The sequence below is a fragment of the Haemophilus sputorum HK 2154 genome, from assembly GCF_000287615.1.
In the GTDB taxonomy this organism is placed as follows: domain Bacteria; phylum Pseudomonadota; class Gammaproteobacteria; order Enterobacterales; family Pasteurellaceae; genus Haemophilus_A; species Haemophilus_A sputorum.
Genome location: NZ_ALJP01000017.1, coordinates 1 through 24684 on the forward strand (window position 1 = coordinate 1; position 24684 = coordinate 24684).

The following is a 24684-nucleotide window of genomic DNA, read 5'->3' on the forward strand; positions in this document are numbered from 1 at the left end:
TATAGAAATAATCGTTCTAACAATTAATCTCTATTTAAATTAGAATGCCATTAGTCTATCATAAAATTAAAGACATTTTTATTGCGGTTAAGCTTGGATTCTGTGCAACAGCTACATACCCTCAAAATTGCAAGAAAACAACCGCTTGTCTATCTTCCGATAATCTGGAGGCATCATGGATTTACACAATATTCGAGATGAATACAGCAAACAAACCCTTTCTCGCAGTCAGTGCGACCCAAACCCGCTTAAACAATTTGAGCGTTGGCTTAATGAAGCTATCCATGCAAAAGCCAATGAACCAACTGCTATGAACGTGGCTACCGTGCAAAATGGTAAACCAACCGCCCGCATGGTGTTACTTAAAGAAGTCAATGAACAAGGCTTTGTCTTCTTTACTAACTACCAAAGCCGAAAAGGGCAAGCCATTAGCGAAAATCCATATGCTGCACTGACCTTCTTTTGGCCAGAATTAGAGCGCTCAGTGCGAATTGAAGGCAGTGTCAGTCGATTAAGTGAGGAAGAGTCAGATACCTATTTCCAATCGCGTCCATACACCAGCCGTATTGGTGCTTGGGCAAGCGCACAAAGCCAAGAGTTAGAAAGTAAAAACACGTTAGTTGCCAAAGCAGCGCTTATTGCAGCGCAACATCCATTTCATGTTCCACGCCCACCTCACTGGGGGGGATATTTAGTCAAACCTGAACGCATTGAATTCTGGCAAGGTCGCCCAAGCCGATTACACGATAGAATTTGCTATCAATGGCAAGATGCACAATGGGTAAAAGTGCGCCTTTCTCCTTAAAAAACAGGGCGAAGAATTAACCTCTTCGCCCTCATTCATTTCCATTCCACTACTTCAAGAAATAACGATAAGACAAACTGTCTGTTACATCTTGGAATCGATAACCCAGTTGTTCAAGATGGTGAGTAAGCTCTGCTTCAGAACCCGTTTCCATCGTGAAAGCAGCCAGAATATCGCCATAATCTGCCCCATGCGCACGGTAATGGAATAATGAAATATCCCAGTTGGTTAGTGCTTTCAAGAATTTTAGCAACGCACCTTTTTGTTCTGGGAACTCAAAACGGTAGAGTTTTTCATTTTTAATTGAAGCCGCACGCCCGCCAACCATATAACGAATATGCGTTTTAGCAATATCATCATCTGAAAGATCTTCGACATTGTAGCCGTTCTGTTGAAGTTCTTTAATGATCTCCATCTTCTCTTGACTGCCGTTAATTCGAACACCAACAAAAATGCAAGCGTTACGATCATCTGCATGGCGATAGTTAAATTCAGTCACCGCACGATTACCTAAAATTTGGCAGAATGTCAGAAAACTTCCACGCTGTTCTGGAATGGTAACTGCTAATAAAGCTTCATGTTTTTCGCCAATTTCACAACGTTCTGAAACAAAACGTAAGGTATGGAAATTCAAATTCGCTCCAGAAAGAATGCAAGCCAAATTCTCGCCTTCGATTTGGTGTTCTTTCACATATTTTTTCAAACCAGCCAACGAAGCCGCACCTGACGGCTCAGCAACTGCACGCACATTTTCAAAAATATCTTTCAATGCTGCACAAATTTGATCGTTATCTACCAATACCACATCATCAACATACTGCTGGCACAAACGGAAGGTTTCCTCGCCGATACGTTTTACCGCAATCCCATCTGCAAATAAACCAACGCGCTCTAAATCTGTCGGCTGCCCTGCTTTTAATGCTGCATATAAGCAAGCAGAATCTTTCGATTCAACACCAATGACCTTAATTTCTGGTATCAATTGTTTAATCAGTACCGCAATCCCAGCAATTAAACCACCGCCACCAACTGGCACAAAAATACGGTCTAAATCGCCACGTTGCTGGATGAGTTCCATTGCAATCGTACCTTGTCCGGCAATCACATCGGGCGCATCAAACGGATGCACGAAAGTCATATTGAGTTCTTCCGCGAGCTCCATCGCTTTAGCTTTCGCTTCATCAAAATTAGCGCCAAAAAGTAAGACTTCGCCGCCATAACCACGTACTGCATCAACTTTAATAGACGGTGTATTTTGTGGCATAACAATCAGTGCACGTAACCCTAAATGTTTTGCAGATAACGCAACCCCTTGCGCATGATTCCCAGCAGAAGCTGCAATTACGCCCGCTTCTTTCTGTGCTTTCGACAGATTAGAAATCATCGCAAAGGCACCACGTAGTTTGAAACTATGCACAGGCTGACGATCTTCACGTTTAATAAAAATGTTATTTTTTAAGCGCGCAGAGAGTTTTTCCATCTTTTGTAATGGTGTCACTTGTGCCAAATCATAAATGTTTGAACTCAAGATTCTACGGAGATAGTCCGTATTGGATTGGATTTGTTGTGTCATAATATTGGATTTTAATGATCTTCCCGAAGACAGGAATTGAAGACGTTAAGACTAAAGATGAAAAGGGCGTGTGCAACACGCCCTTACCTCAAACAGAGAAAAATTAGTGACCGCCGCAGCCACAACCGCCATGACCATGGTCATGATCGTGGTGATGGTGGTGATGGCCACCGCCACAGCAGCTATGACCTTCTTCTTCATCGTGGTCATGACCACCACAGCCGCAGCCATGCTCGTGACCAGAGTGAATATGACCATGTGCAATTTCTTCGGTTGTTGCTTCACGGATGCCAACCACTTCCACAGAGAATAATAATGATTGACCTGCTAACATGTGGTTGCCATCAACAACAACTTCATCGCCTTCTACTGCAGTAATCACTACTGGTAATGGACCAATGTCAGTATCTGCGATAAAACGCATACCTACTTCTAAATCGTCCACACCCATGAAAACTTCTTTTGGTACACGTTGTACCATGTTTTCATTGTATTCGCCGTAGCCTTCTTCTGGGCTCACTTGCACTTCGAATGTTTCGCCAACTGCTTTGCCTTCTAATGCTTTTTCTAAACCTTCCACTAAGTTGTTATGACCGTGTAAGTATTCTAAAGGTTGATTTACTGGCGCTTCATCGACTAATACGCCATCTTGTGTACGAACTTGGTAAGCAATGCTTGGCACAAGGTTTTTTGCAATTTTCATGTTGAATCCTTTATTGGGGTTAAAATCTTTCGCATTGTAACGGTTTAATGCAGATTTGCAAACGTTCAGTCAAAATCGACCGCTTGATGGTTGAAATAATCAACCCAACACAATGCTTAAACTAAATAATAAATTAGTAATCAGCGCCAAACCTGCCATCTGCCCTAAAATAGGACGGAGTTCTGCAGGATTTTGATGACGATAAACAAATAACGCGTGTTTTGCCAACAGCGGTGTGGCTAATAAGAATAGGTAGTTATACCAATGATGGAGCTCTGTTAAAGCAAAAACTAAATAAGAAAGCATTGCTACCACTAATAACGCCACATGATATTTCCGTCCATTTGCTGAACCAATACGCACAATCAGCGTATTTTTGCCAGCTTTTCGGTCTTGCTCAATATCGCGCAAGTTATTGATATTCAATACAGCAACTGAAAGCAAACCACACCCCAATGCGGGTAAGAAAATTTGTGGTTTAATTTCATGCGCCTGTAAATAAAACACGCCAATAACAGCGACAAAGCCAAAAAATATCAGCACAAACAAATCGCCTAAACCTAAATACCCATAGGCTTTTTTACCTACAGTATAAGTAATAGCCGCCACAATCGAAATCGCGCCCAGTGCTAAAAAGACAATCAAATCTTGAATTGACTCATAAGCATAAACTGTCAATAAGGCGCCAGATAAAAAGGAAAGAATCGAAAGTAAAATGACCGCTTGTTTAAGTTGCGCCCCCGTAATTGCGCCATGTTGAATCGCACGCAACGGCCCAATACGCTCAGCGGTGTCAGAACCCTTCACGTGATCGCCATAATCGTTGGCAAAATTCGATAACACTTGCAATAAAATCGTGGTGATAAATGCTAACAGTGTGGTAATTAGATCAAATTTTCCTGCCCAATAAGCTAAAGCAGAACCGATAATGATTGACGCCAACGCAAGCGGTAAAGTGCGTGGGCGAGCGGTCGTGAACCAGATAGAAAAAGCGCTGTTTTTGTTCATCTCATCTCTTTGGTTTAAAATAGTCAAAAATGAACCGTATCTTAACAGAAAAGCCCATACGATGTTAGAACCTCTTACACTTCAGCCAATTGCCGTTGTGCATTCGCCTTATGATGAAAAATTCTCCGTGCCACGCCAACCCAATTTGGTTGCACAAGGGAAAGGCTTTATCCGCCTACTGCCGCCTTTCAACTCACCCGATTCAGTGCGTGGATTAGAAGCCTTTAGCCATTTATGGCTTATTTTCCAATTTCATCAAATTCCTGAACGAGGCTGGCATGCAACCGTACGTCCTCCTCGCTTAGGGGGTAATCAGCGTATTGGGGTATTTGCCTCCCGTGCAACCCACCGCCCCAATCCCATTGGGCTTTCTAAGGTAAAATTAGAACGCATTGAAATTGCTAATGGCGAAGTTTATCTGCATTTAGGCAGTATCGATTTGGTTAACGGCACACCTATTTTAGATATTAAGCCTTATATCGCTTATGCAGACAGCGAGCCTGATGCGCATTCTAGCTTTGCACAAGAAAAACCGCCTGCACCACTTACCGTTTCCTTTACAAAAGCTGCCCAGCAAGCGGTCGAAAATCTGTCACATTTTGCAAAATTCGGCATTGACGATCCACTAAACTTTATTCGAGAGGTTATCGCCCAGGACCCTCGCCCAGCTTATCAGCAAGGCAAAAATTCCGAACGGATTTATGGCATGAATTTGGCTGGATTAAACATTCGCTGGCAAATGGAAAAAGATGCTATTTGTAAAGCGATTGTAATAGAAATTAAAGATAGGAACTTTTAAAGAACCAGAAACTCTAACTTGCCAGTTTTGTGCACAACTAAAGGAAAAAAATAATGAAACCAAATCTAAAAAAATACTGGGCTGTTCTACCACTAGCTATTGCAACACCATTTATGGTTCACGCAGAAGGACAAACCATTGGACATGTTTTTGAAGAACAGGCTAAAAATGATGACAACAAAACCGAGTTCCATTTCAGTACTGATGTGACACGTGAAGTAGAACAAGATTCGATGCAAGCATCCCTATCCAGTCGGAAAGAAGGTAAATCGGTTAAAGAATTAAAATCCCAAGTTAACGAAAAACTCAACAAAGTGATGGATTTAATTAAACAATATCCATCGATTGAAGTCAGTAGCAATGGTATCCGTACTTACCCAACTTACTATACTCAAAAAAACGGTAAACGCCTGATTGAAAACTGGGTTGCAGAAGGCGAATTAGTATTAAAAAGTAAAGATTTAGAATCAATGGCAAAAGTATTAGATAACCTTGGAGATAATGCTTCTATTGATAATGTTTCATTTAGTGTATCGAAAGAAAAATTAGCTTCATTGGAAGATGAGATGACCTTAGAGATCATTCAACAATTCCAACACAAAGCTGAAGTGATTCAAAAAGGCTTAAATGCTAAAAAATACACGTTACAGAATGTTCGCTTAAATACGCCAAGCGATAGAGCAAGCTTTTCCGATGGTTACTACTTCGCAGAAGAACGAGCATTATCTAAAATGGCACTAAGTTCGGAAGCTAAGACAGCTGAACCGATGATTCTCATCCCTGGCAAACAAATCATTAAAGCTAGCGCAGACGGCTCAATTCAATTTGAATAAACGAATCTGAATAACCTGCTCATAGCAGGTTATTTTAGGTAAACGGCTAGTAAATAGCCAATCTTCAATGGCACATGATGGTGCCGATATTTTTTATTTTTAAGGAATCTACATGAAAAAATATTTCGCAGAATTTTTCGGAACATTTTGGTTAGTATTCGGTGGCTGTGGTAGTGCAGTTTTAGCTGCAGGCATCCCTGAATTAGGCATTGGTTATGCAGGTGTTTCATTAGCATTTGGTTTAACCGTATTAACCATGGCATATGCTGTAGGACACATTTCTGGTGGTCACTTCAACCCAGCCGTTTCTATCGGTTTATTAGTAGGCGGACGCTTTAATGCAAAAGACTTACTTCCATACATTATTTCACAAGTTGCCGGTGCGATCGTAGCATCAGCAGTATTATATACGATTGCTTCAGGCGCGAACAGTTTTGATGTGACTGCAGGCTTTGCAAGCAACGGTTACGGTGAACACTCACCACATGGTTATTCTCTTGCTGCAGCATTCATTATTGAAGTAGTCTTAACAGCATTCTTCTTAATGATTATCATGGGTGCAACTGATAAACGTGCACCAGCAGGTTTAGCACCAATTGCTATCGGTTTAGGTTTAACTTTAATTCACTTAATTTCAATCCCTGTAACCAATACTTCTGTAAACCCAGCTCGTTCAACTGGCGTTGCATTATTCCAAGGTTCATGGGCAATTGAACAATTATGGTTATTCTGGGCCGCACCAATTTCTGGCGCAATCATCGGTGCAATCGCATACCGTTTCATTGCAACAGAAAAATAATCTCTCTAGTACATATAAAAAATGCAACCTTCGGGTTGCATTTTTTGTTTCTACACCTCATCAACTTGCTTTAATGCTTTTACCAAGCGTTGATAGCGTTGGTATTTTGCTTGATATGCCGCATAATGTTGAGCGTTTGGCACATATATGCTCATATCATTCTCAAAAATTTGCTCATCTTGTGTCGCTGTGACACCTTGCATTGCCATTATCGCAGCACCTAAACAACCGGTTTCTTCTACATTAGGAATCTCTAAATGCATACCGCTTAAATCTGCCAACATTTGCATCCATACTGCTGACTTAGCCGGTCCACCAGTTACCCGTAATGTATCAGCATGAGGAAAGCGAATACGCATTCGTTCTAAATGTGTCATCAAACTAAACAGCACCCCTTCACAAATCGCTTGTAATAAATGCGCTTGGGTATGATGCGCTTGCATTCCATAAAAAGCGGCTTGCATGCCAAGGCCTGCATTCGAACCATATAAGAAAGGAACAAACAATACTGAACTTGCAGCAGCTGGAAGGGCTGCGATTTGCTCATTCAATTGTTGATAACTGACATTTGCCCACTGCTTTAAGAACCATTCCAAATTACCGGCTGATGTTGGACTTGCCTCATGCACAATAAACTGACCTGCTTTAGCATATTTGCCATAGACAAATGGTAACGTTTGGCTTTCGTCGATATGATCAGTAATGCCACTTACCACTGACCAAGTCCCTAACACAACATTCAGTTTAGTTTCATCAGTAAGCCCTGCACAATAGGCTGTAGAAACCACATCAAACAGCCCGCCGACAACTGGCGTTCCAACAACTAGCCCTGTTAATTTAGCGGCATTCTCTGTGACAAATCCAGCCACTTGATTCGGTGCAATTACAGGCGGTAGTTTTTCAAGAATATTTTGCAAACCTAATTTTTCTGCAAGCTGTTCGTCATATTTCCCTGTTTGCATATTATAAAGATTGCTCTCGGAAATATTCGTTTCTTCGCAATATAACTCGCCTGTTAGACAAAAACGCAAATAATCATGTGACATCAACACTGCGCCAATATTGCTGTAACGCTCAGGCTCATGTTCTTTCAGCCAACGAAGGATTGAAACAGGATGCCCTGTCCAAAGCGTTTGGCGGGTAATCGGATAAAGTGCTTGCGGAATGCCTTCTTCTTGCCATTGTTTGACAATATGTAATGCTCGTTGATCAGACGAGGTAATTGCTCGTCCAAGCGGTTTATGTTGTTTATCTAATAAAAAAGCGCCTTTACCTTGTGCAGAAATGCCAACGCCCTTAATTGCGGTTGCCGCAATATGACTTTGTGCAATCACCTGTTTAACTACCTTCGCACAAACCTGCCAAAGCGCTTCCATTTCTCGTTCAGCATACCCTGCTTGTTCACTCAGCACAGAAACATTTTCTCGCGCTAAACTTACTACTTCGCCGCTCTCACTAATAAGCGCTGCTTTAATAAAAGTGCCGCCACAATCAATGCCAAGGTAGTAATTCATTTCTTGCTCCTAAAAAACAAGCGGTGAAATTTTGCAAAAAATTTGCGAAATTCAACCGCTTGCTAACACTTTATTGTGCTAATGCATCTACTTGTTTAAGTAGGGCATCACCATGTTTTTCTACGAAACTTTTACGCACTTGCTCTGCAATAACAGCTTGGAACGGTTGAGTATCGACTTTCTCGATGATTTCAATACCTTGTTTTTGCAAGTTCGTAATTATTTCTTTTTCATTTTTCACGTTCAAATCACGCTGATATTGTCCTGCTTCTTTTGCAGCCTCTATCATTGCGTTTTGTAACTCTGGACTAAGTGCATCAAACTTCGCTTTGTTCATAACCACAATTAACGGGGTATAACCGTGGTTGGTCAAGCTCAAATATTTTTGTACTTCATAAAGTTTAGAAGACCAGAAAATACCGATTGGATGTTCTTGAGCATCTACTGCTCGAGTTTCTAATGCTGTATAAAGCTCTGCTAATGGCATTGGTACCGGATTAGCACCTAATAATTTAAATGCTTCAATGTACATAGGGTTTTGGTTAGTACGTACTTTTAAGCCTTTAATATCTTCCGGTTTTGTTACTGGATGTTTAGAGTTTGAAAACGCACGGAAACCAACATCCCAGAATGCTAAGCCTTTTAAGCCTTGTGCTTCAAGATCTTTTAATAAACCTTGACCAATCTCACCGTCTAGTACTTTGTAAACATGTGCGCGATCTTTAAAAATAAACGGAATATCGATCACATTTAATTTTGGTTCTAAACCAGTAAAGTTTGGCGAACCTGACATTTCTAAATCAATAGTACCACCGCGCACACCGCTAATCATAGTTTGAGCATTACCCAAAGTGCTATCTGGGAAAAGCTTAAGTTTAATTTCCCCTTTTGTTTTTTCATTGAGTAATTCGTTGAATTTTTTTGCCGCTAAATGTTGGCTATCTGTACGCGGTGCTTCATAACCAAAGCGTAATGATACTTCAGCATTCGCATTTGCGATCATCATACTCATTCCAGCAACAAGAGCACTTAAAGTTTTTAAATTGAATAATTTCATCGTAATTTCCTCATAGGGTTAAGAAACGTTAGCTAATCCATTGTAATGGCACCAAAATTAATTCGGGTACAAACACAAAGGCAAGTAACAACATAATCATCATGATTAAATAAGGGAAAACACCTTTTGCTGCTTGATCAAACGGAAGTTTGGATACTCCAGTAATCACATTCAACACGTTGCCTACTGGCGGTGTAATTAAACCTATTGATGTATTTAAGATAAAGAGGACGCCGAAATAAACGGGATCAATTCCTGCTTCTTCAATCAGTGGCATCAATACTGGGGTCAGAATTAGCACTGTTGGCGTTAAATCCATGACCATTCCGATAATAAAGACCGCAAGCATAATCACTAATAATAAGGTTGTTGGATGCGCGATTAACGGCTCAAGCAATTCAGTTAACATGATTGGTAATTCTGCGACAGTAATAAGCCAGCCTGTTACATTTGCCGCAGCAACTAAGAACATAACTACTGCTGTTGTTTTTGCTGCTGCTAAAAAGACTTTATAAAGATCTTTAACTTTTAACTCACGATAAACAAAGAGAGAAACAATAAGTGCATATGCCGTTGCTACTGCCCCTGCTTCAGTCGGCGTAAAGATACCTGAGCGGAAACCACCGATAATAATTACTGGTAATAACAATGCCCAAATACTGTTTTTAAATGATATGCAAAGCTCTTGTTTGGTAGCTTTAGAGAATGTCATTAAATTTAAGCGTTTAGCCTGCCACCACCATAACAATGCCAAGCAAAACCCCATCATTATTCCAGGGAAAATACCCGCCAAGAAAAGTTTAGTAATCGAAACACCACTTGCCACACCAAAGACAATAAATGGGATAGAAGGTGGAATAATTGGGGCAATAATACCAGCTGTACCAATTAAGCCTGCGGAGCGATCAAGTGGATAACCCGTCGTTTTCATCATCGGTAATAGCATTGCTGCTACAGCTGCGGTATCAGCTACTGCTGAACCAGAAAGACTAGCCATAATCATTGCTGCTAAAATGGCTACAAAACCTAATCCGCCACGTTTATGGCCAACTAGTTTCATTGGTAAGTCAATAATCCGTTTGGATAGCCCACCCTCATTCATAACCTCACCAGCAAGAATAAAGAATGGAATCGCCATGAGTGAAAAACTATCTGCGCCGCTAACAATTTGTTGCGCTAAAATTTGTGCATCAAATAAATCTAAGTGCAGCATTAACGCAACACCGCAAATCAATAACGCAAAAGCGACTGGAACACCAAGGAGAATTGCACCTAATAAAACAGAAAGAAAAATAACTACTGTCATAGTATTTCTCCTTTAGCAAGTGTCACGCATCCGCTAAAAATTCTGGCAATCAACAAGAGTCCGATTAGCCCACCTGCCACCACGCTCGCTAAATAAGTAATGCCTTGTGGTAAACCTGAAATTGGCGCTAAGTTATTTAAGTTAAGTTGAAACTGAATCCAGCTACCTGAAACGATGAGATAGCAACAAAATAGCATCATACCATCAGTCAATAATCGTAATACTGACTGTCCACGAGCAGATAATTTTTCTACGAACACATTTACACTAACATGTTGTCTTTCATTAAATGCCAACACCGCACCTAAAAAAGTTAGCCAAACAAACAAATATCGAGACACTTCTTCAGTGACACTAATGCTGCTATTAAAGCCATAGCGCAACACAACATTTAAGAAAACCAAAATAGACATAATGGCTAAAATGGCAACACAAATACCTTCTAACAACTTGCCAATTAACTGGGCAAAAGCTTTCATTATTCTGCCTCCAACTCACTTAATGCGATTTTCACTACAATTTTACGAATACTTTCCGTACCATCAAAAATAGCGGTGCGATGAGCATCTTCAGGAAAAAACACGGCAAAATTACCTGGTAAACAATGAAATTCGTTTTCGCCAGAAACCTCCGCATAATATTGAATATCACGTTCTGGCGAGTAAACTTGTGCAATTGGGTTATTTCCTAAATCAGCGGCAACCACCATAATTTCTTTACCTTTATGCAGATATTGCACATCCAAATAATTACGGTGGACTTCAGGCTGAAATGCCACTTTAGCTTGAGTGGTTAAATCCAATACTTGGACAAAAATTGCCCGTCCTTTAAGTTCATATACACCCGCTTCCATCTTCTCAAAATCTGTTTGTTTGAGATAATCCAAAGCAAACTGAATCGCCTTTGGATAATGTGCTGGTTGATAATTTGCGATATGACCGAAATACATAACCGCCCCCTTTGCATTATTTTCTCTAAATTTGACCGCTTGTTAGGCTTATAACGCTTTTAATTTTGCCCAAACTGATTCATCGACTGGAATGCCATTTGCATGATGGTCGGCTTCAACAGCAATCTGTTTATGCCCTGGCAAACGGACTGGCTGTGCTGGATTAGATGGCTCTGCAGACGTTACATAATCCATAATACGTTTTAATTTTTCTTCTTTGGTTTTACCATCAATTAAACGATCTACCTTAATGGCAATAAAAATTTGCGACATACCAAATTCATCACTTTTATCTTCAGTAATTGCTGCCGTAGAATCCCCATTGGCTAAAAGTGTTGCAATCATATCTAACACGATTGATAAACCTGAGCCTTTCCAAAATCCCATCGGCATCAAGCGGCGATTTTTCTCAACAATACTTGGTTCGCGTGTTGGATTACCTTCATCATCAAATCCCGCATCCACTGCTGTTTGCCTGCCTTGTAGGCGGTGAATTTCTAGTTGACCATAAGAGAACATCGAACAAGACATATCTACCATTGTAATCGGTGTAGTAGGTACAGCAATAACGAACGGGTTTGTACCGATTCTTGGTTGTTTTGCCCCCCAAGGTGGCATAGCTGCTAATGCATTTGTCCAACAAATCCCTACAAAACCTTTTTCTGCGGCTTGTTGACCATAGGTGCCGCCGCGCATCCAGTGATTTGCATTACGAAGTGCGACTACGCCAATACCGTGTTCACGCGCAATCTCCATTGCTCTATCCATCATTTTTTTTGCGGTTAAATTACCAATTGATTGATGAGCATCCCACTGTTCAATTGCGCCAAGTGATAAAACCTTCGTGGGTTCAGCATCTGGAATGACATCACCATTTTCTAACTGTTGAATAAAACGTGGAAAACGGTTAACGCCATGCGAATAAATACCCGCTTGCGTCGTATCCGCAAACACAGTCGCACACGCCTCTGCAGTTTCTTCTTTTACTTTTCGTGCTAGCAAGACTCGTTTAAATTCTGCTTTTAATGCCTCATACGAAACCCGAATAGTCATAATCACTCCTCACAGCTTAAATTTCATATTACGAAATATCATTTCATATTTTGCATATTAGTCGGTTATGATAGTGCCGTTAAGTAGCGGAATAAAAAGTTGTGAAGCAGATCACAAATTAAAACGATAAAATGTGAATTAGATCACATTTTGTTTTCAGGAGATGAGCATGAAAGAAGAAAAAAATAGTGGAAACCAAAGCCTAATTCGCGGATTAAGATTGATCGATTTATTAAGTCATTATCCAAACGGCTGTCCATTAGCAAAATTAGCCGAATTATCTGGATTAAATAAAAGTACTGTGCACCGACTATTACAAGGTTTACAACAGGAAGGATTTATTCAAGCCGCAACGACTGCTGGCAGTTATCGACTTACCACAAAATGTTTAGCTATTGGGCATAAAATGTTTTCCTCTATGAATATTATCCATCTTGCTTCACCTTATTTAGAGAGCCTGAACCTCAAAATTGGCGAAACTGTGAATCTTTCAATGCGAGAAAACGATCATGCCATCATGATTTATAAACTTGAGCCAACGACTGGTATGTTGCGCACCCGTGCTTATATCGGGCAACGACTCAACCTCTATTGTTCAGGTATGGGTAAGCTTTATTTAGCCTTCGATAAAAAAGCAAGTACTTATTTAATGCATTATTGGGTTAACCACCAAGCAGATATTCAACAGCTTACTTGTCATACTATTACTGATATCAACTTAATGAGAAAAGAGTTAGATGAGATTCGTGCACAAGGTTTTGCATTGGATAAAGAAGAAAATGAACTTGGTGTTACCTGCATTGCTTATCCGATTTTCAATTTTAAAAATGAGGTGGATTACGCATTATCAGTATCGATGTCAGTTTCGCGTCTTGCTCAAATCGGGACAGACTTCTTACACGAAGCCGTAAAAGAAACGGCGATAGCGATCTCCCAAGCACTCGGTTGGCAAAATGATTTGCAAAAAAATCCGGAAATTTAACCGCTTGTCAGCCTTAAAAAGCGTGAGTTTTAAAAATTCACGCTTATTTTTTATATAAAAACATGAATTAACAGTTTACACTTTTAATTATTAGTACTAGAATATACTCAACTTTAGCAAGTTAGGTAAATTAAGCTTTGCCTGTTATTCAATTTTTCTCCATCCCTGATTACTAGGAGCAATACGATGAACATGAAAACTGTTGTTTTAGCCTCACTTTTGGCTTTCACTTTAACCGGATGTAGTGCATTAAACAGTGCAACTGTTTCTGAAGAAAAACTTAAAGAAAAAGCGGCATTTGCACTGAATACTGATGCCAGCGCAGTAAAAATCAGCAACCGCTCAAACGAAGGCGTACAAATTAACTTTACTGCAACTGTTGGCAAACGCTCACACCAATGTTATGTCACCAATGCATTAACCTTCTTTGGCCCAGCAACTTCTGGGGCAGTGTGTAACGGCGGTAGCGGTGGTACAGCTAAATCTACCGGTTCTTGTAATGATTTATTACGCGCAGCAGGACAATGCTCATAACTTGAGCCCCCGAAAAAGACGCCAAGGATGGCGTCTTCCTCTTTATCACTTGAGGTGTTCCAAATGAAAGGCCTACTCTTTTTAATACATTTCGCCATGTTGTTATTTAGTGCTTATTTCTGGTTCAACTTTGGCGTACATTGGGTGCAAGTTATTGGTTATAATTTAGCATTCAATGATCCTGTGGCTAATAGTCTAAATCATTCTATTAATATCTATTTTAGACTTATTGCCATTACCAGTTTCAGTTATCTCTTTTTTGCTATCTTTCAACGTTTTTATCGTCGCTTTGCGATGTTGCTATGGATAGCGAAAGCTGGGGTATTCGGGAAATATTTATTTGATTTGAATGCGCTACAAGGCACCAATTATGATGGCATATTCCAAACCTCATCGGTTTATATTTATTTTTTATGCCCATTATTGTTAAGTTTGTTATCCTACCTTTATTGTAAGAAATAAAACAAGTAAACTCATAACCTAGCAATTCAAAAGGGCTTACAAGCGGTTAAATTTTGTAGGAATTTACCAATTCCGCCACTCAACAAGGAATTCAACATGAAAAAATTATTTGTATTCACTTTATGTACTTTCTCTGTTTCTAGCTTTGCCTTAACCCCGCAAATAGAAACCGCATCAAACTCAGACTCTTTCATCAGTTTCCGCACGGCTAATGACGCTATTTATTGCTCTGGCGACCTTCCTGGTCTAAACCCCCAAGTTGAATGTGTTACTAAAATTAAAGGAAAACCGATTTTACCGCGTCCGAAAGATTGTGAATTCGAATGGGGCGAGCTATTTTCTGTTGGCGCAACAGGAAAGGCTTCACTTGTTTGTGCAAGTGATACCCCTGCTGTACCAGACTCACAAATTTTGAAAGATGGTGAAACAATTAAAGGCAAAGGCTGGCAATGCACTGCTTCGGGCAATTCATTAACTTGTTCAAACCAAGAAAAACACGGTTTTAAAATTAGCCAAGCAAAACAAAAATTATTTTAGTTCGTAGCGTATTTGAAAAATACACAATACGGTAATTGCCTTACCACAAGAGCGGTCAAATTTTTCTTACTTTTTACAAGGAAAACCAATCATGAAAAAGTCTCTTCTCTTAACGATTCTTTGTCTTCCATTTATAGCTCAAGCCAACGACAGTACGGGAACGGTCTCTACTGGTGGTGTGGAATATATTAAAAATGAGCATATTGCGATGCAAAAAGAAAACCTATTTATCAGCCAAGATAAAATTAAGGTGAAATATGAATATCGCAATCTGACCGATAAAGACATTACTGAAACGGTGCTATTCCCATTACCGGAAGTGATGCTCCACGATTACGGTGATTTTGCTGACACCCAAAGTTTAATCAATTCTTTTAAGATTTATGCAAATGGCAAAGAAATCAAACCGACGACTCATGTACGCGCATTCTTTTACGAAACCAAAAATGAAGATGATCCAGAGAAAAGAGAATTTGTTTCACATGATGTCACGGACATTCTTCGTGCCTGTGGTTTAACTGAAGAAGAGTTAATGGAGCCTTGGTTACGTAAATCAGATTCTGCAGATAAGAAAATCTTGAAATGTCAGGATCCACGTCTTGCTAAATATTCATACAAATCTGAAGATGGCGAAGATGTCGATATGGTAGCCTTTTGGGGTGGACAAATTATTTATAGCTGGCAACAAACCTTTAAAGCCAATTCGATTACTCAAATTCAGCATGAATATACCCCTCTAGTCGGGGGAGGGGTGGGGCTTCCTGAACTCCTCAATTATAAAAAATTTGCCGATACTTTTTGTATTGATCCATCATTTAAAAAATCAGTAAAAGCAAAATCGCAAGGAATATATTATCACGAATTAGGTTATATTCTTAAAACTGGGGCAAACTGGGCTAAACCTATTGCGGATTTTACGCTTACCATTGAAAGACCAAAAACACAGATCGTTTCTTTCTGCTGGAAAGGTAAAGGTGAGGTGAAAAAAGTACTGCAAAACGATAAAGTTGTGCAATATCAAGTAAAAGAAAAAGACTTCTTACCACAACATGATTTAGATGTGCTATATGGTATAGATGCAAGGTTTGTTGAATAGAAACTTATTACTAAGCGATATGCTTTTACCATAAAGAGAAGACAAACCTCACAGGATTTTTCACAAGGAATCAAAAATGAAAAAATATTGGTTAATCCTATTAATGATGTTTGCTGGCAATACCTATGCCAATCCCACTTATGATGTAACCAGAGGGGCATTACAGAATGATCCTTCATTATGCAGCTATGGTTATAATCCAAATTGCTCATCTCAAGGAGGATATTCTAGTGGTTATTCGAATGTGCCAGTAGCACCACCACGTTCTGACTACTATGCAGCGATAGCTATCAATAAAGCCACTGGAGGTTGGGGATGGTCAACAGGTCAATTAGGCGCTAATGATGCTTCGCTGGATGCCATAATGAATTGTGAAGAAGCAGGACAAGGAAAATGCGAAGTGGTTGCGACGCAATTAAGTGGCTGTCTTGCTATGGCATCGTCAAAAGATAAAAAAGGGAATTGGACTTACTTCTTCTCTCATAGTGGCATCTGTGGTTCAGTTGAACAGGAAGCATTATCACATTGCAAAGCCAGCAAAGCTAAAAACTGCCAAATTGAAATTCGTCAATTAGACGCACATTATAAATACGTTATTGATAAACTCTTATGGGGAAAATTCTCACAAGACTAGCATAAATACTTGTGCATGAATTTTAAAAAGCTTCGCACCACCTTAATCTTCTTGATGCAAGAGCGGTCAAATTTCTCTCACTTTTTACAAGGAATAAAAATGAAAAAATATTGGTTAATTCTATTCATGATGCTTGCTTGCAGCCCTTATGCGAATAGCTGTGGTGGGCAATTTGATCCAGCAACTGGAACGTGTCGAATTATTGGTCCTGATGGAAGAATGATTATCTATAATTCAGCCCCTCCACAAGGGGGATATTCAAATGCGCAAGTAGGACCACCAGTCGGTTCTGACTACTATGCTGCCATTGCCATCAATAAAGCCACTGGAGATTGGGGATGGTCAACTGGCTTTTTAGGCGAATCTGTGGCGATTATGGATGCAAGAATGCACTGTGAAAAAGCAGAACGAGGAGAATGCGAAGGAGCGGCAACACAATTAAATGGCTGTCTTGCTATGGCATCTTCAAAAGATAAAAACGGGAATTGGACTTACTTCTTCTCTCGTTCTGGCATCTGTGGCACAGTTGAACAGGAAGCGTTATTAAATTGCCAAGCCAGCAAAGCTAAAAACTGCCAAATTGAAATTCGTCAATTAGACGCGCAATATAAATACTATATGTATCAATAAACGCTTAAAATCAATCTAGGGCGTATCAAATACGCCCTAGCAAAAGGATTATTATGAAAAGATTACTTACATTAGCTTTATGTGCTTTATCCGTTTCAGTTTCTGCGAAAACACCTTCAATCGAAGATCAAATGTCGTATCCACCACGACCGCCACTTCTAGATTTTCCTAATTGGTGGAGTGTAATTGCTTATAATCCACAAAATGGTGCTTTTGGTTATGGCGAGGGAGGTATGATAAAGGCTGCTCAAAATAAAGCACTAAAAGATTGCGAGCTTGCTTCAAATGATGCAAATAAACAATATTGTCAAATTGTCACAGAAGCTAATCATGCTTGTGTCGCATTGGCAACGGGAGACTCCCCTGAAAAATATGCCGCAGTTCGCAATTTCAGAATGAAGCGAGAAGAAGCTGAACAAGAAGCCTTGGCTGCCTGTAAAACGAATTCAGCGAATTGCACAATCACTTTCTCTGCTTGCGAAAAATAATCTTAAAAAAGGAACGCTCTATGAAAAAAATCTTACTTTGCCTATGTCTCTTTTCTTCTGCCGCTTATGCTAACCAATGTGAAATCATTGATAGCGAATTAGCAGCAAGTTATTCAGAGATGGAAACCTACGGCAACTATAACGAAAAGAATGAAGAAAAATACCAGTCTTCAGAAAAACGTTTTAAAGACGCACTAGCCAAAATTGAAAAATTAGAAGGCAAATTCTGCACTTGGGAAAAAGCACCTGAAGTGGGTGTTGGCATGCTCACTTCAGAAGACCAAAAACTGCAAATTCTTGTTTGGGATTGGCAATCTGGCGGGACAATGCACGAATATGGCAGCATTTGGCGTTATCAGCTACCTAATGGCACTTGGAAAACGGAAGTTAATGAGTTAAGCTCTTTTATAACCAGACTAGTACCGCTTAAATTGAATGGAAAACCTTACTATTATATAGAAACCTCTGACATCTACAGTCAATGTCATCATGCAATCGCAGCGAAATTTTATCAAATTACGGAAAAAGGTTTAGAAGAAGCCAATCTGATTCAAGGTAAAAAACCAACTTCTAATATTGAGGTATCGTTTATCTCATATACGAATAATGATTTACCAGAATCGAATGCCTATTTTGATTACGACTTGAAAAATAACCGCTTTAGCTTCCCGTTAGTACATCAATTTGAAGATACCTGTGGTAACGGAAAAATGACCTCAGAACGCATTTATTATCGTTTTGATGGCAAACACTTTGTAAAAGAGAAAAAAGCGAAGAAATAATTGATTGACTTGCTTCATATCAACAAACAAAGGGGCGTACATCATACGCCCCTTTAGTTCATTAAAATCAACACCTACACACCTAACCATTTTTCAGCTTTCGCTCTTACCTCATGAATCAAAGCTGGATTATCTCGCAATTTTTCACCATAAGTTGGCACAATTGCTTTTAATTTCTCTGCTAATTCTGGTTGTTGCGCAATAAAACATTGGCTAAGTACGCTTAACATCGCATCCACCGAAGTTGAAGCACCAGGAGATGCACCAAGTAGGCCTGCAATGCTTTTATCTTCCGAAGTAATCACTTCTGTGCCAAAACATAACACGCCTTTTTCATTCGGCTGATCTTTGATAATTTGCACACGCTGACCTGCGATAATCACATCCCAATCTTCACTTTTGGCATCAGGCAAGAAAGCGCGTAAATCTTCCATGCGCTGCTCTTTCGTTAAAAGCGCCTGCTTAATTAAATATTGTGTCAGTGGGATATTTTTGCAGCCAGCAAGCATCATGGTAACAAAATTATCTGCCTTAAATGAGCTTGGGAAATCCCATTGTGAACCATTTTTCAGAAATTTCGTGGTAAAGCCAGCGAAAGGCCCAAATAACAAGGTTTTCTTACCCTCAATAAAGCGGGTATCTAAATGCGGCACCGACATTGGGGGCGCACCAATTTTCGCTTTACCATAAACTTTAGCATGGTGTTTTTCCACGATTTCAGGATTGCGACACACCATAAAAATTCCACTCACAGGGAAACCACCGATATGTCTCGCTTCTTGAATATGGCTTTTTTGTAATAAGTTAAGCGAACCGCCGCCACAACCAATAAAGACAAATTTGCAATCGTGTTGGAAAATTTGACCGCTTGCATCTTTAACAGATAAACGCCAACCCTCTGCGGTTTTATCTAAGCCACAAACTGGATGATTCACTTCTAAGCGGCAACCTGATTTGACTAAGTGCTTAAAGAGTTTACGGGTTAACTCCCCAAAATTGACATCAGTACCGTGCTCCATCCATGTTGCTGCAACTGGCTCTTTATTCACACGGTTTTCCATCATCAATGGAATCCATTGTTTTAACGTTTCTGCATCATCAGCAAATTGCATCCCTTCAAACAGTGGATGAGTTGAAAGGGTTTCAAAACGTTTTTTCAAGAATTTGACATCTTTTTCGCCTTGCACAAAACTCATATGTGGCAATTTACGGATAAAATCCGCTGGATTTTCAATGCAACCAGTTTCCACCAAATATGACCAAAGCTCTAACGAAAGCTGATATTTTTCGTTAATATCAAGCGCTTTGCTAATATCAATAGTGCCATCTGCTTTTTCAGCAGTATAGTTTAGTTCACAAAGTGCAGCATGCCCTGTGCCTGCATTATGCCATTCATTAGAGCTTTCTAACGCAATATCTGGTTCAGCTTCAAAAATGGTAATGCTTTTCTCTGGCATTAAAGCTTTTAACAGCGTGCCAAGCGTGCCACTCATAATACCCGCACCAATCAGCACAATGTCAGATTGTGAGTGTAATTGACTCATAATGATTTCCTTTGTGTTTGTTTTGTTTGAGTTTCTAAGTTAATGATAGTCGCTTAAAATGGCTATTGCAAACGGTTGCCAAAAGATATTTTGCTAAAGCGATTTAGCCTAAAAAGAGAAAGAATAAATACTAATGAGCAACTAAAAGACTGATATAATTATTAACCTTTTTATCATTGGAGAGACTTATGCAGTTCAAAGATTATTTAGCCAGCTTTCCCGCTATCGATCATCTTCGCGGTTTAGACGTTAAAAACGCCACAGGAGAAGTTATTCACACGATTCCTGCGATTGAGGGCAAATTAGGCTCATTAAAACTCTATCATGCCCTATTTGCAAAATTCGATGGAAAACTGACCGCTTGTAGCGCGCAACAAGGGCTAGAATGGTTTGCTGAACATGTTGAAGATGCCAAACAATACCCAGGAAAACATCCAAATATTGATTTACTCAATCAAGTCATCTCTGAAAATTTACAACTGAGTTTGGTACCACTTATCAAATAACGGAGGAAATATGAAAAAGTATTCATGGGCTATCATTTATGCATTCGTTACTGGGCTAATCTTCCCAAACGCTTTTGCGGCTGAAAAAACAGAAAATAAAACGCCAGCTAAAACTCAACCACAAACTAAAGCGCCAGCACCAGCTAAAAAAAGCACGAAACCACAACAAAAAGAAACGCCCCAAAGCGCCCCTCAAAATGAAGAGCTTGAGCAATTTAATCGTAACGTAAGCATTCAATTTATTGCGCGTGGTGTGCAGACAGAAGAAAACAATCAATCTTATGTTACATTAACCTATCAGATTCAAAATAAAGGCAAAAACCAAATCCAATCTCTTGGCTGGGTTTCCTCTTATGTGATTGGAAAACAAACACCATTGTATTCAAAAGAGTTACCACTTGAATTTGAACCGCCACTTGCTAGTGGCAAGCAAATGGAAATCACCATCCGCCTACCATTAGGCGAACTGCCAGAAGCTGCACAAAAGCAATTTCTCAGCAAAACGGCTGATATCCGTGCGATTAACAAGCCAAAACAAGTGAGCTTCTCAAGTGGCTCAAAAATTGTAGTTACCAAATAATAAATAAAGGGTTAAAGCCAACTTGCTTTAACCCTTTATTTTCATACTAACCTTCTCGACATTCCAACCAAGGCAACTGCATTCCTTGATAATTTTTGTAATAGATTGAGCTGCGTTCACGTGCGACTAAATTCACGTAATTACCTGCAATAGGATGGTAAGAACGGTATGTCACCTCAAATCGATTTCCTCTCGCATTCAACACTTTATTTTCAAGATGATCAAACGGCATTGCTTTGCCGCCATCTAACTGAAAATAGAAGCCGAAATTATCTTTCAATCGACTTTCTCTTGAAAGTGGGAAATAGGTTGCTAAATAAGAAGTCTCACCGGTTTCTGCATTATTGCAAGAGTAATAATAACGCTTGTAGTCTTTCGGGTTATTCAACTCAGCTTGACTAATTTCATCTTTTAAAAAACCGGTTTTTACCGTTTTCTTAGGTACAGGTTGGCTTTTACAAGCAAATAATCCTAGTGCAACTACGCTTAATAAAACAATTTTAAGTTTGTTCATAAAATTCCGAGATAAGAGATATATAAAGAAAAATGGTCATTATGATAGCTTAATTTTTAGTTAATAGCTTATTTTTCTGTATCTCAAATTCTATTCATTTTGATTATGAGTTATTTTCATCATGAGAGATTTGCTTGCCAGGCCTCAAATGTGTAAACTGCTGGCGCTTTTATACAGACTTTTATCCTAGGGATTTTAAAATGAAAAAAAATGTGATTACTTCAGCGATCTTATTAGCGATTCCGGCATTAGCGGCGGCTGAAGATGTGGCAAAATTAGATGTGATTAACGTCTATTCTGCCTCAGCCACGCCAACGAGCCTTCATCAAACCGCTTCATCTGTTACCGTTTTAACCGAAAAAGATTTTGCACAACGTGGTGCGACTTATGTCAGTGATGTGTTGAAAACGGTACCAAGCTTAGCTGTAAGTGCTTCTGGCGGTCGTGGCACATTAACTAATGTATTCTTACGTGGTGCGGATGCAAACCACACTGCTGTGATTATTGATGGCGTGAAAGTGAACCCTGTTTCTGGCTATGGCTTTGATTTCGGTGGCTTAGCATTAAGCAATATCGACCGCATTGAAGTACTACGCGGTGAACAATCTGCCCTTTGGGGAAGTGATGCCATGGGTGGTGTAATTTATATCACCACGAAAAAAGGTTTAGAAAAAGGCAAAACCTTCAATGTCGATTACGATTTTGGCACAGGCTCGAATCGCACAGTGGATGGTTCATTAACCCTTTCAGGCTCAAACAACAATTTCTATTATGCTTTACATGGTGACAGTCACCACACCAAAGGCATTTCAGCACTCAGCAAAAACCGCTTTAACTACACTGCGCAAGATGGCACAGCGGTAAGTACCGGTGGCTCAAGCGAACGCGATAAATTCCATCGTGATAACGCTTCTCTTCGTTTCGGCTATGACGATAACCAAAAAGGTTTCGACTTCTTAACCTCTCACAGCAGCCAAACAGCTAACTTTGATAACAGCGCAACGGATGAAAAAGGCCACTACACCCGTACACGTGACACCTTATTCAAATTAAGTGGTTTCTTAGGTAATGATGATGAATTGCTTAAACACAAAGTGGGAGTAAGCCATCTCAAAACTGACAGCGATACCGTTGGCTACACATCGGCTTACGATGCGAAAAAACTCAATGCGAACTATCAATTAGACGTCAATTTTGATCGTGAAGGCACTCTCACGCAAGGTTTAAGCTTTTTAACTGACTATCAAAAAACAGATTTCAACTCGTCTTATTTCAATAATGCAGGTAATAAAAAACTTGTTGAGAAAAGCTTAGCGGCAGAATATCGCTTATTACACGATGCAGATCATAGCTTAAATATTAGTGGTCGTTACACTGACAGCTCTGAATACGAAAACTCATGGACGGGCCGTATCGCTGGCGCTTACCGTTTACACAACAATGTGAAAGCCCACGCAAGTTTCGGTTCAGCAATTCAAAACCCGACGATCACTGAATATTACGGTTACAACGCGCGATATATCGGTAACCCGAATTTACAACCAGAGAAAAGTGTAGGTGGCGATGTTGGTTTCTTGTTTGAAACCAATGATGGGCGTCACAGCTTTGATGTGACTTATTTCGCTCGCAACGTGAAAAACGCGATTAGCAGCGAAGTAATCAACTTTACCACTTATGCAAGCCGTGCAGTAAACCTTGAAGGTAAAAGCAAAGTGAAAGGTGTTGAAGTGGCTTACAACGGTAAAATCACCGATGTATTAACTGCTTACGCTAACTACACCTACACACAAACCCGAGATAGCAAAGGCGCTGAATTGACACGTCGTCCAAAACATTTGGCGAACGCAGGCTTAGCATACCAAATCACTGAAAAATTGGGCACAGATGTAAATGTCTCTTACACAGGCAAACGCATGGATACCTACTATTCACCAACCTACAGCACGCATAAAGTAAAATTGCCATCTTACACCTTGGCAAACTTAGGCGTGAACTATAAAGTAGCGGATAGCTTGACGATTTATGCGAACCTTAACAACGTATTCAATAAAAAATATGAAAACGTACTGGGCTACGGCCAAGAAGGACGTAATGTTTACGTTGGGTTGAAAGGATCGTTCTAATTATTACCCACTCATAAGGGCGTGCTTAGCACGCCTTTTTACATTCTTGATGGCGTAGCGTATCATTATCTATATGCAAAAAACTCGCTTAATTTTAACCGCACTTTTCCTTCCGTTTACCGCTCAGGCTTCGGAACAATTTGTCTCGCTCACGCTTTGCAGCGACAGACTGCTTATCGAACTGGCGGAGCCTTCGCAAATTGCTGCACAGTCGCCTTATTCGAAAAATCCGTTGATGATGTTGGATAAAATCAATACCGATAAACCTGTTCTGGAACCGCAATTAACGGAATTATTACCCTATTTGGATAAAACGATTCTGATTAACGAAACCTTTTATCCCCAATTAGTCGCAGAGCTGAAAAAACTCAATGTGAAGATTATTCCCATTAACGACAGCCCACAAACGCCCGATGAATTATTTACGCTAATTCTAGACTTAGGCAAACAACTGGGTAATGAGCAAAAGGCGACTGATTTAGTAACAAAACTCAAATCGCAAAACGTTCACTTAAATCGACCGCTTACTGATACACTGATTTTGTCGGAAACAGGTGTGGTAGAGAGTTATTACCCACAATATCCTGTACTGTTAAATTTACTCGGATTAACGCCACTAAAAACACCACTTACCGCACAAAACTTCTCGTTAGAAAAAGTGATTTTAAGCCAACCAAATGTACTAATTTCACTGACCGACAAACAAGGTTACAATGCACAAGCTGAATTACTGCACCACCCTATGCTGCAAGATTTTTTCAAAAACCAACCGCTTGTAAGCATTCCGATGAAATATACCTATTGCTTCGATCACGGCGTGTGGCAAGGGGCGGAGAAGATTTATCAACAATTAAAATAATGTAGCTGACAAAT

28 protein-coding genes are annotated in these 24684 nt (G+C 39.8%); 17 read left to right on the plus strand and 11 right to left on the minus strand.

Annotated features, from left to right (window positions below; translation table 11 throughout):
* Positions 1-175 precede the first annotated feature (175 nt).
* Complete coding sequence (pdxH, locus tag HMPREF1128_RS07990; RefSeq protein WP_007526198.1) at positions 176-805, plus strand: pyridoxamine 5'-phosphate oxidase; 630 nt, start codon at positions 176-178, stop codon at positions 803-805.
* A gap of 49 nt (positions 806-854) precedes the next feature.
* Here pdxH and ilvA read toward each other — a convergent pair whose 3' ends face one another.
* The 3 genes from ilvA to HMPREF1128_RS08005 all read right to left on the minus strand — a co-directional run bounded on the left by ilvA (position 855) and on the right by HMPREF1128_RS08005 (position 4089).
* Positions 855-2378 (minus strand): threonine ammonia-lyase, biosynthetic, encoded by a 1524-nt coding sequence (gene ilvA, locus HMPREF1128_RS07995; RefSeq protein ID WP_035530440.1) that lies wholly within the window; start codon positions 2376-2378, stop codon positions 855-857.
* Between the two features lie 103 nt (positions 2379-2481).
* Complete coding sequence (gene slyD / locus HMPREF1128_RS08000; RefSeq protein WP_007526194.1) at positions 2482-3081, minus strand: peptidylprolyl isomerase; 600 nt, start codon at positions 3079-3081, stop codon at positions 2482-2484.
* A 99-nt stretch (positions 3082-3180) separates the two neighbouring features.
* Positions 3181-4089 (minus strand): 1,4-dihydroxy-2-naphthoate polyprenyltransferase, encoded by a 909-nt coding sequence (locus tag HMPREF1128_RS08005; RefSeq protein WP_007526229.1) that lies wholly within the window; start codon positions 4087-4089, stop codon positions 3181-3183.
* A 61-nt stretch (positions 4090-4150) separates the two neighbouring features.
* Between HMPREF1128_RS08005 and tsaA the strand changes: the two genes are divergently transcribed.
* From tsaA to aqpZ, 3 genes are all read left to right on the plus strand, one after another.
* Entirely contained in the window at positions 4151-4888 is a 738-nt protein-coding gene (gene tsaA, locus HMPREF1128_RS08010) for a tRNA (N6-threonylcarbamoyladenosine(37)-N6)-methyltransferase TrmO (protein ID WP_007526240.1), read from the plus strand.
* A gap of 53 nt (positions 4889-4941) precedes the next feature.
* Positions 4942-5721, plus strand: coding sequence for an SIMPL domain-containing protein (locus tag HMPREF1128_RS08015; protein WP_007526223.1), 780 nt, complete (start codon positions 4942-4944; stop codon positions 5719-5721).
* Between the two features lie 112 nt (positions 5722-5833).
* Positions 5834-6520: an aquaporin Z gene (gene aqpZ, locus HMPREF1128_RS08020; RefSeq protein WP_007526207.1), complete on the plus strand. Its 687-nt coding sequence runs from the start codon at positions 5834-5836 to the stop codon at positions 6518-6520.
* Between the two features lie 50 nt (positions 6521-6570).
* On the opposite strand, the gene HMPREF1128_RS08025 is transcribed toward aqpZ, so the two are convergent.
* The 6 genes from HMPREF1128_RS08025 to yiaK form a co-directional block, all read right to left on the minus strand.
* Complete coding sequence (locus HMPREF1128_RS08025) at positions 6571-8034, minus strand: FGGY-family carbohydrate kinase (protein WP_007526221.1); 1464 nt, start codon at positions 8032-8034, stop codon at positions 6571-6573.
* Positions 8035-8104: 70 nt separating this feature from the next.
* Positions 8105-9091 carry a TRAP transporter substrate-binding protein gene (locus HMPREF1128_RS08030; RefSeq protein ID WP_007526225.1) on the minus strand — a complete coding sequence of 329 codons (987 nt, stop codon included), beginning with the start codon at positions 9089-9091 and terminating at the stop codon, positions 8105-8107.
* A 28-nt stretch (positions 9092-9119) separates the two neighbouring features.
* Positions 9120-10397, minus strand: coding sequence for a TRAP transporter large permease subunit (locus HMPREF1128_RS08035; RefSeq protein ID WP_007526242.1), 1278 nt, complete (start codon positions 10395-10397; stop codon positions 9120-9122).
* Positions 10394-10876, minus strand: coding sequence for a TRAP transporter small permease (locus HMPREF1128_RS08040; RefSeq protein ID WP_007526183.1), 483 nt, complete (start codon positions 10874-10876; stop codon positions 10394-10396). The genes HMPREF1128_RS08035 and HMPREF1128_RS08040 overlap by 4 nt, the downstream gene beginning before the upstream one ends.
* Complete coding sequence (locus HMPREF1128_RS08045) at positions 10876-11346, minus strand: YhcH/YjgK/YiaL family protein (protein ID WP_007526210.1); 471 nt, start codon at positions 11344-11346, stop codon at positions 10876-10878. The genes HMPREF1128_RS08040 and HMPREF1128_RS08045 overlap by 1 nt, the downstream gene beginning before the upstream one ends.
* A gap of 48 nt (positions 11347-11394) precedes the next feature.
* Positions 11395-12393, minus strand: coding sequence for a 3-dehydro-L-gulonate 2-dehydrogenase (yiaK, locus tag HMPREF1128_RS08050; RefSeq protein ID WP_035530446.1), 999 nt, complete (start codon positions 12391-12393; stop codon positions 11395-11397).
* Positions 12394-12568: 175 nt separating this feature from the next.
* Between yiaK and HMPREF1128_RS08055 the strand changes: the two genes are divergently transcribed.
* The 9 genes from HMPREF1128_RS08055 to HMPREF1128_RS08095 all read left to right on the plus strand — a co-directional run bounded on the left by HMPREF1128_RS08055 (position 12569) and on the right by HMPREF1128_RS08095 (position 18544).
* Positions 12569-13381, plus strand: coding sequence for an IclR family transcriptional regulator (locus tag HMPREF1128_RS08055; protein WP_007526239.1), 813 nt, complete (start codon positions 12569-12571; stop codon positions 13379-13381).
* 186 nt (positions 13382-13567) lie between these two features.
* Positions 13568-13915 carry a hypothetical protein gene (locus tag HMPREF1128_RS08060; protein ID WP_007526201.1) on the plus strand — a complete coding sequence of 116 codons (348 nt, stop codon included), beginning with the start codon at positions 13568-13570 and terminating at the stop codon, positions 13913-13915.
* 63 nt (positions 13916-13978) lie between these two features.
* The gene (locus tag HMPREF1128_RS08065; RefSeq protein ID WP_007526196.1) at positions 13979-14377 is read left to right on the plus strand and encodes a hypothetical protein; all 399 of its coding nucleotides are present in this window, start codon (positions 13979-13981) and stop codon (positions 14375-14377) included.
* A gap of 96 nt (positions 14378-14473) precedes the next feature.
* Entirely contained in the window at positions 14474-14914 is a 441-nt protein-coding gene (locus HMPREF1128_RS08070) for a DUF6636 domain-containing protein (RefSeq protein ID WP_007526181.1), read from the plus strand.
* A gap of 91 nt (positions 14915-15005) precedes the next feature.
* Positions 15006-16010, plus strand: coding sequence for a DUF4424 family protein (locus HMPREF1128_RS08075; protein WP_007526177.1), 1005 nt, complete (start codon positions 15006-15008; stop codon positions 16008-16010).
* A 76-nt stretch (positions 16011-16086) separates the two neighbouring features.
* The gene (locus tag HMPREF1128_RS08080) at positions 16087-16644 is read left to right on the plus strand and encodes a DUF4189 domain-containing protein (protein ID WP_007526191.1); all 558 of its coding nucleotides are present in this window, start codon (positions 16087-16089) and stop codon (positions 16642-16644) included.
* A gap of 99 nt (positions 16645-16743) precedes the next feature.
* Positions 16744-17274, plus strand: a complete 531-nt coding sequence (locus HMPREF1128_RS08085) for a DUF4189 domain-containing protein (protein WP_007526230.1) — start codon at positions 16744-16746, stop codon at positions 17272-17274.
* Positions 17275-17327: 53 nt separating this feature from the next.
* Complete coding sequence (locus tag HMPREF1128_RS08090) at positions 17328-17762, plus strand: DUF4189 domain-containing protein (protein WP_007526215.1); 435 nt, start codon at positions 17328-17330, stop codon at positions 17760-17762.
* A 20-nt stretch (positions 17763-17782) separates the two neighbouring features.
* The gene (locus HMPREF1128_RS08095) at positions 17783-18544 is read left to right on the plus strand and encodes a hypothetical protein (RefSeq protein WP_007526213.1); all 762 of its coding nucleotides are present in this window, start codon (positions 17783-17785) and stop codon (positions 18542-18544) included.
* Between the two features lie 74 nt (positions 18545-18618).
* Here the strand turns inward: HMPREF1128_RS08095 and mqo are convergent, their stop codons facing one another.
* Positions 18619-20088: a malate dehydrogenase (quinone) gene (gene mqo, locus HMPREF1128_RS08100; protein ID WP_007526227.1), complete on the minus strand. Its 1470-nt coding sequence runs from the start codon at positions 20086-20088 to the stop codon at positions 18619-18621.
* 188 nt (positions 20089-20276) lie between these two features.
* Between mqo and HMPREF1128_RS08105 the strand changes: the two genes are divergently transcribed.
* Positions 20277-20594 (plus strand): DUF2322 family protein, encoded by a 318-nt coding sequence (locus tag HMPREF1128_RS08105; RefSeq protein WP_007526187.1) that lies wholly within the window; start codon positions 20277-20279, stop codon positions 20592-20594.
* Positions 20595-20604: 10 nt separating this feature from the next.
* On the plus strand, positions 20605-21174 hold the full coding sequence (locus tag HMPREF1128_RS08110) for a hypothetical protein (protein ID WP_007526217.1): 570 nt from the start codon (positions 20605-20607) through the stop codon (positions 21172-21174).
* 46 nt (positions 21175-21220) lie between these two features.
* Here the strand turns inward: HMPREF1128_RS08110 and HMPREF1128_RS08115 are convergent, their stop codons facing one another.
* On the minus strand, positions 21221-21688 hold the full coding sequence (locus HMPREF1128_RS08115) for a hypothetical protein (RefSeq protein WP_007526244.1): 468 nt from the start codon (positions 21686-21688) through the stop codon (positions 21221-21223).
* Between the two features lie 200 nt (positions 21689-21888).
* Here HMPREF1128_RS08115 and HMPREF1128_RS08120 point away from each other — a divergent pair, with 200 nt between their 5' ends.
* Positions 21889-23811, plus strand: a complete 1923-nt coding sequence (locus HMPREF1128_RS08120) for a TonB-dependent receptor plug domain-containing protein (protein WP_007526180.1) — start codon at positions 21889-21891, stop codon at positions 23809-23811.
* A 73-nt stretch (positions 23812-23884) separates the two neighbouring features.
* Positions 23885-24670, plus strand: coding sequence for a substrate-binding domain-containing protein (locus HMPREF1128_RS08125; protein ID WP_007526236.1), 786 nt, complete (start codon positions 23885-23887; stop codon positions 24668-24670).
* Positions 24671-24684 lie beyond the last annotated feature (14 nt).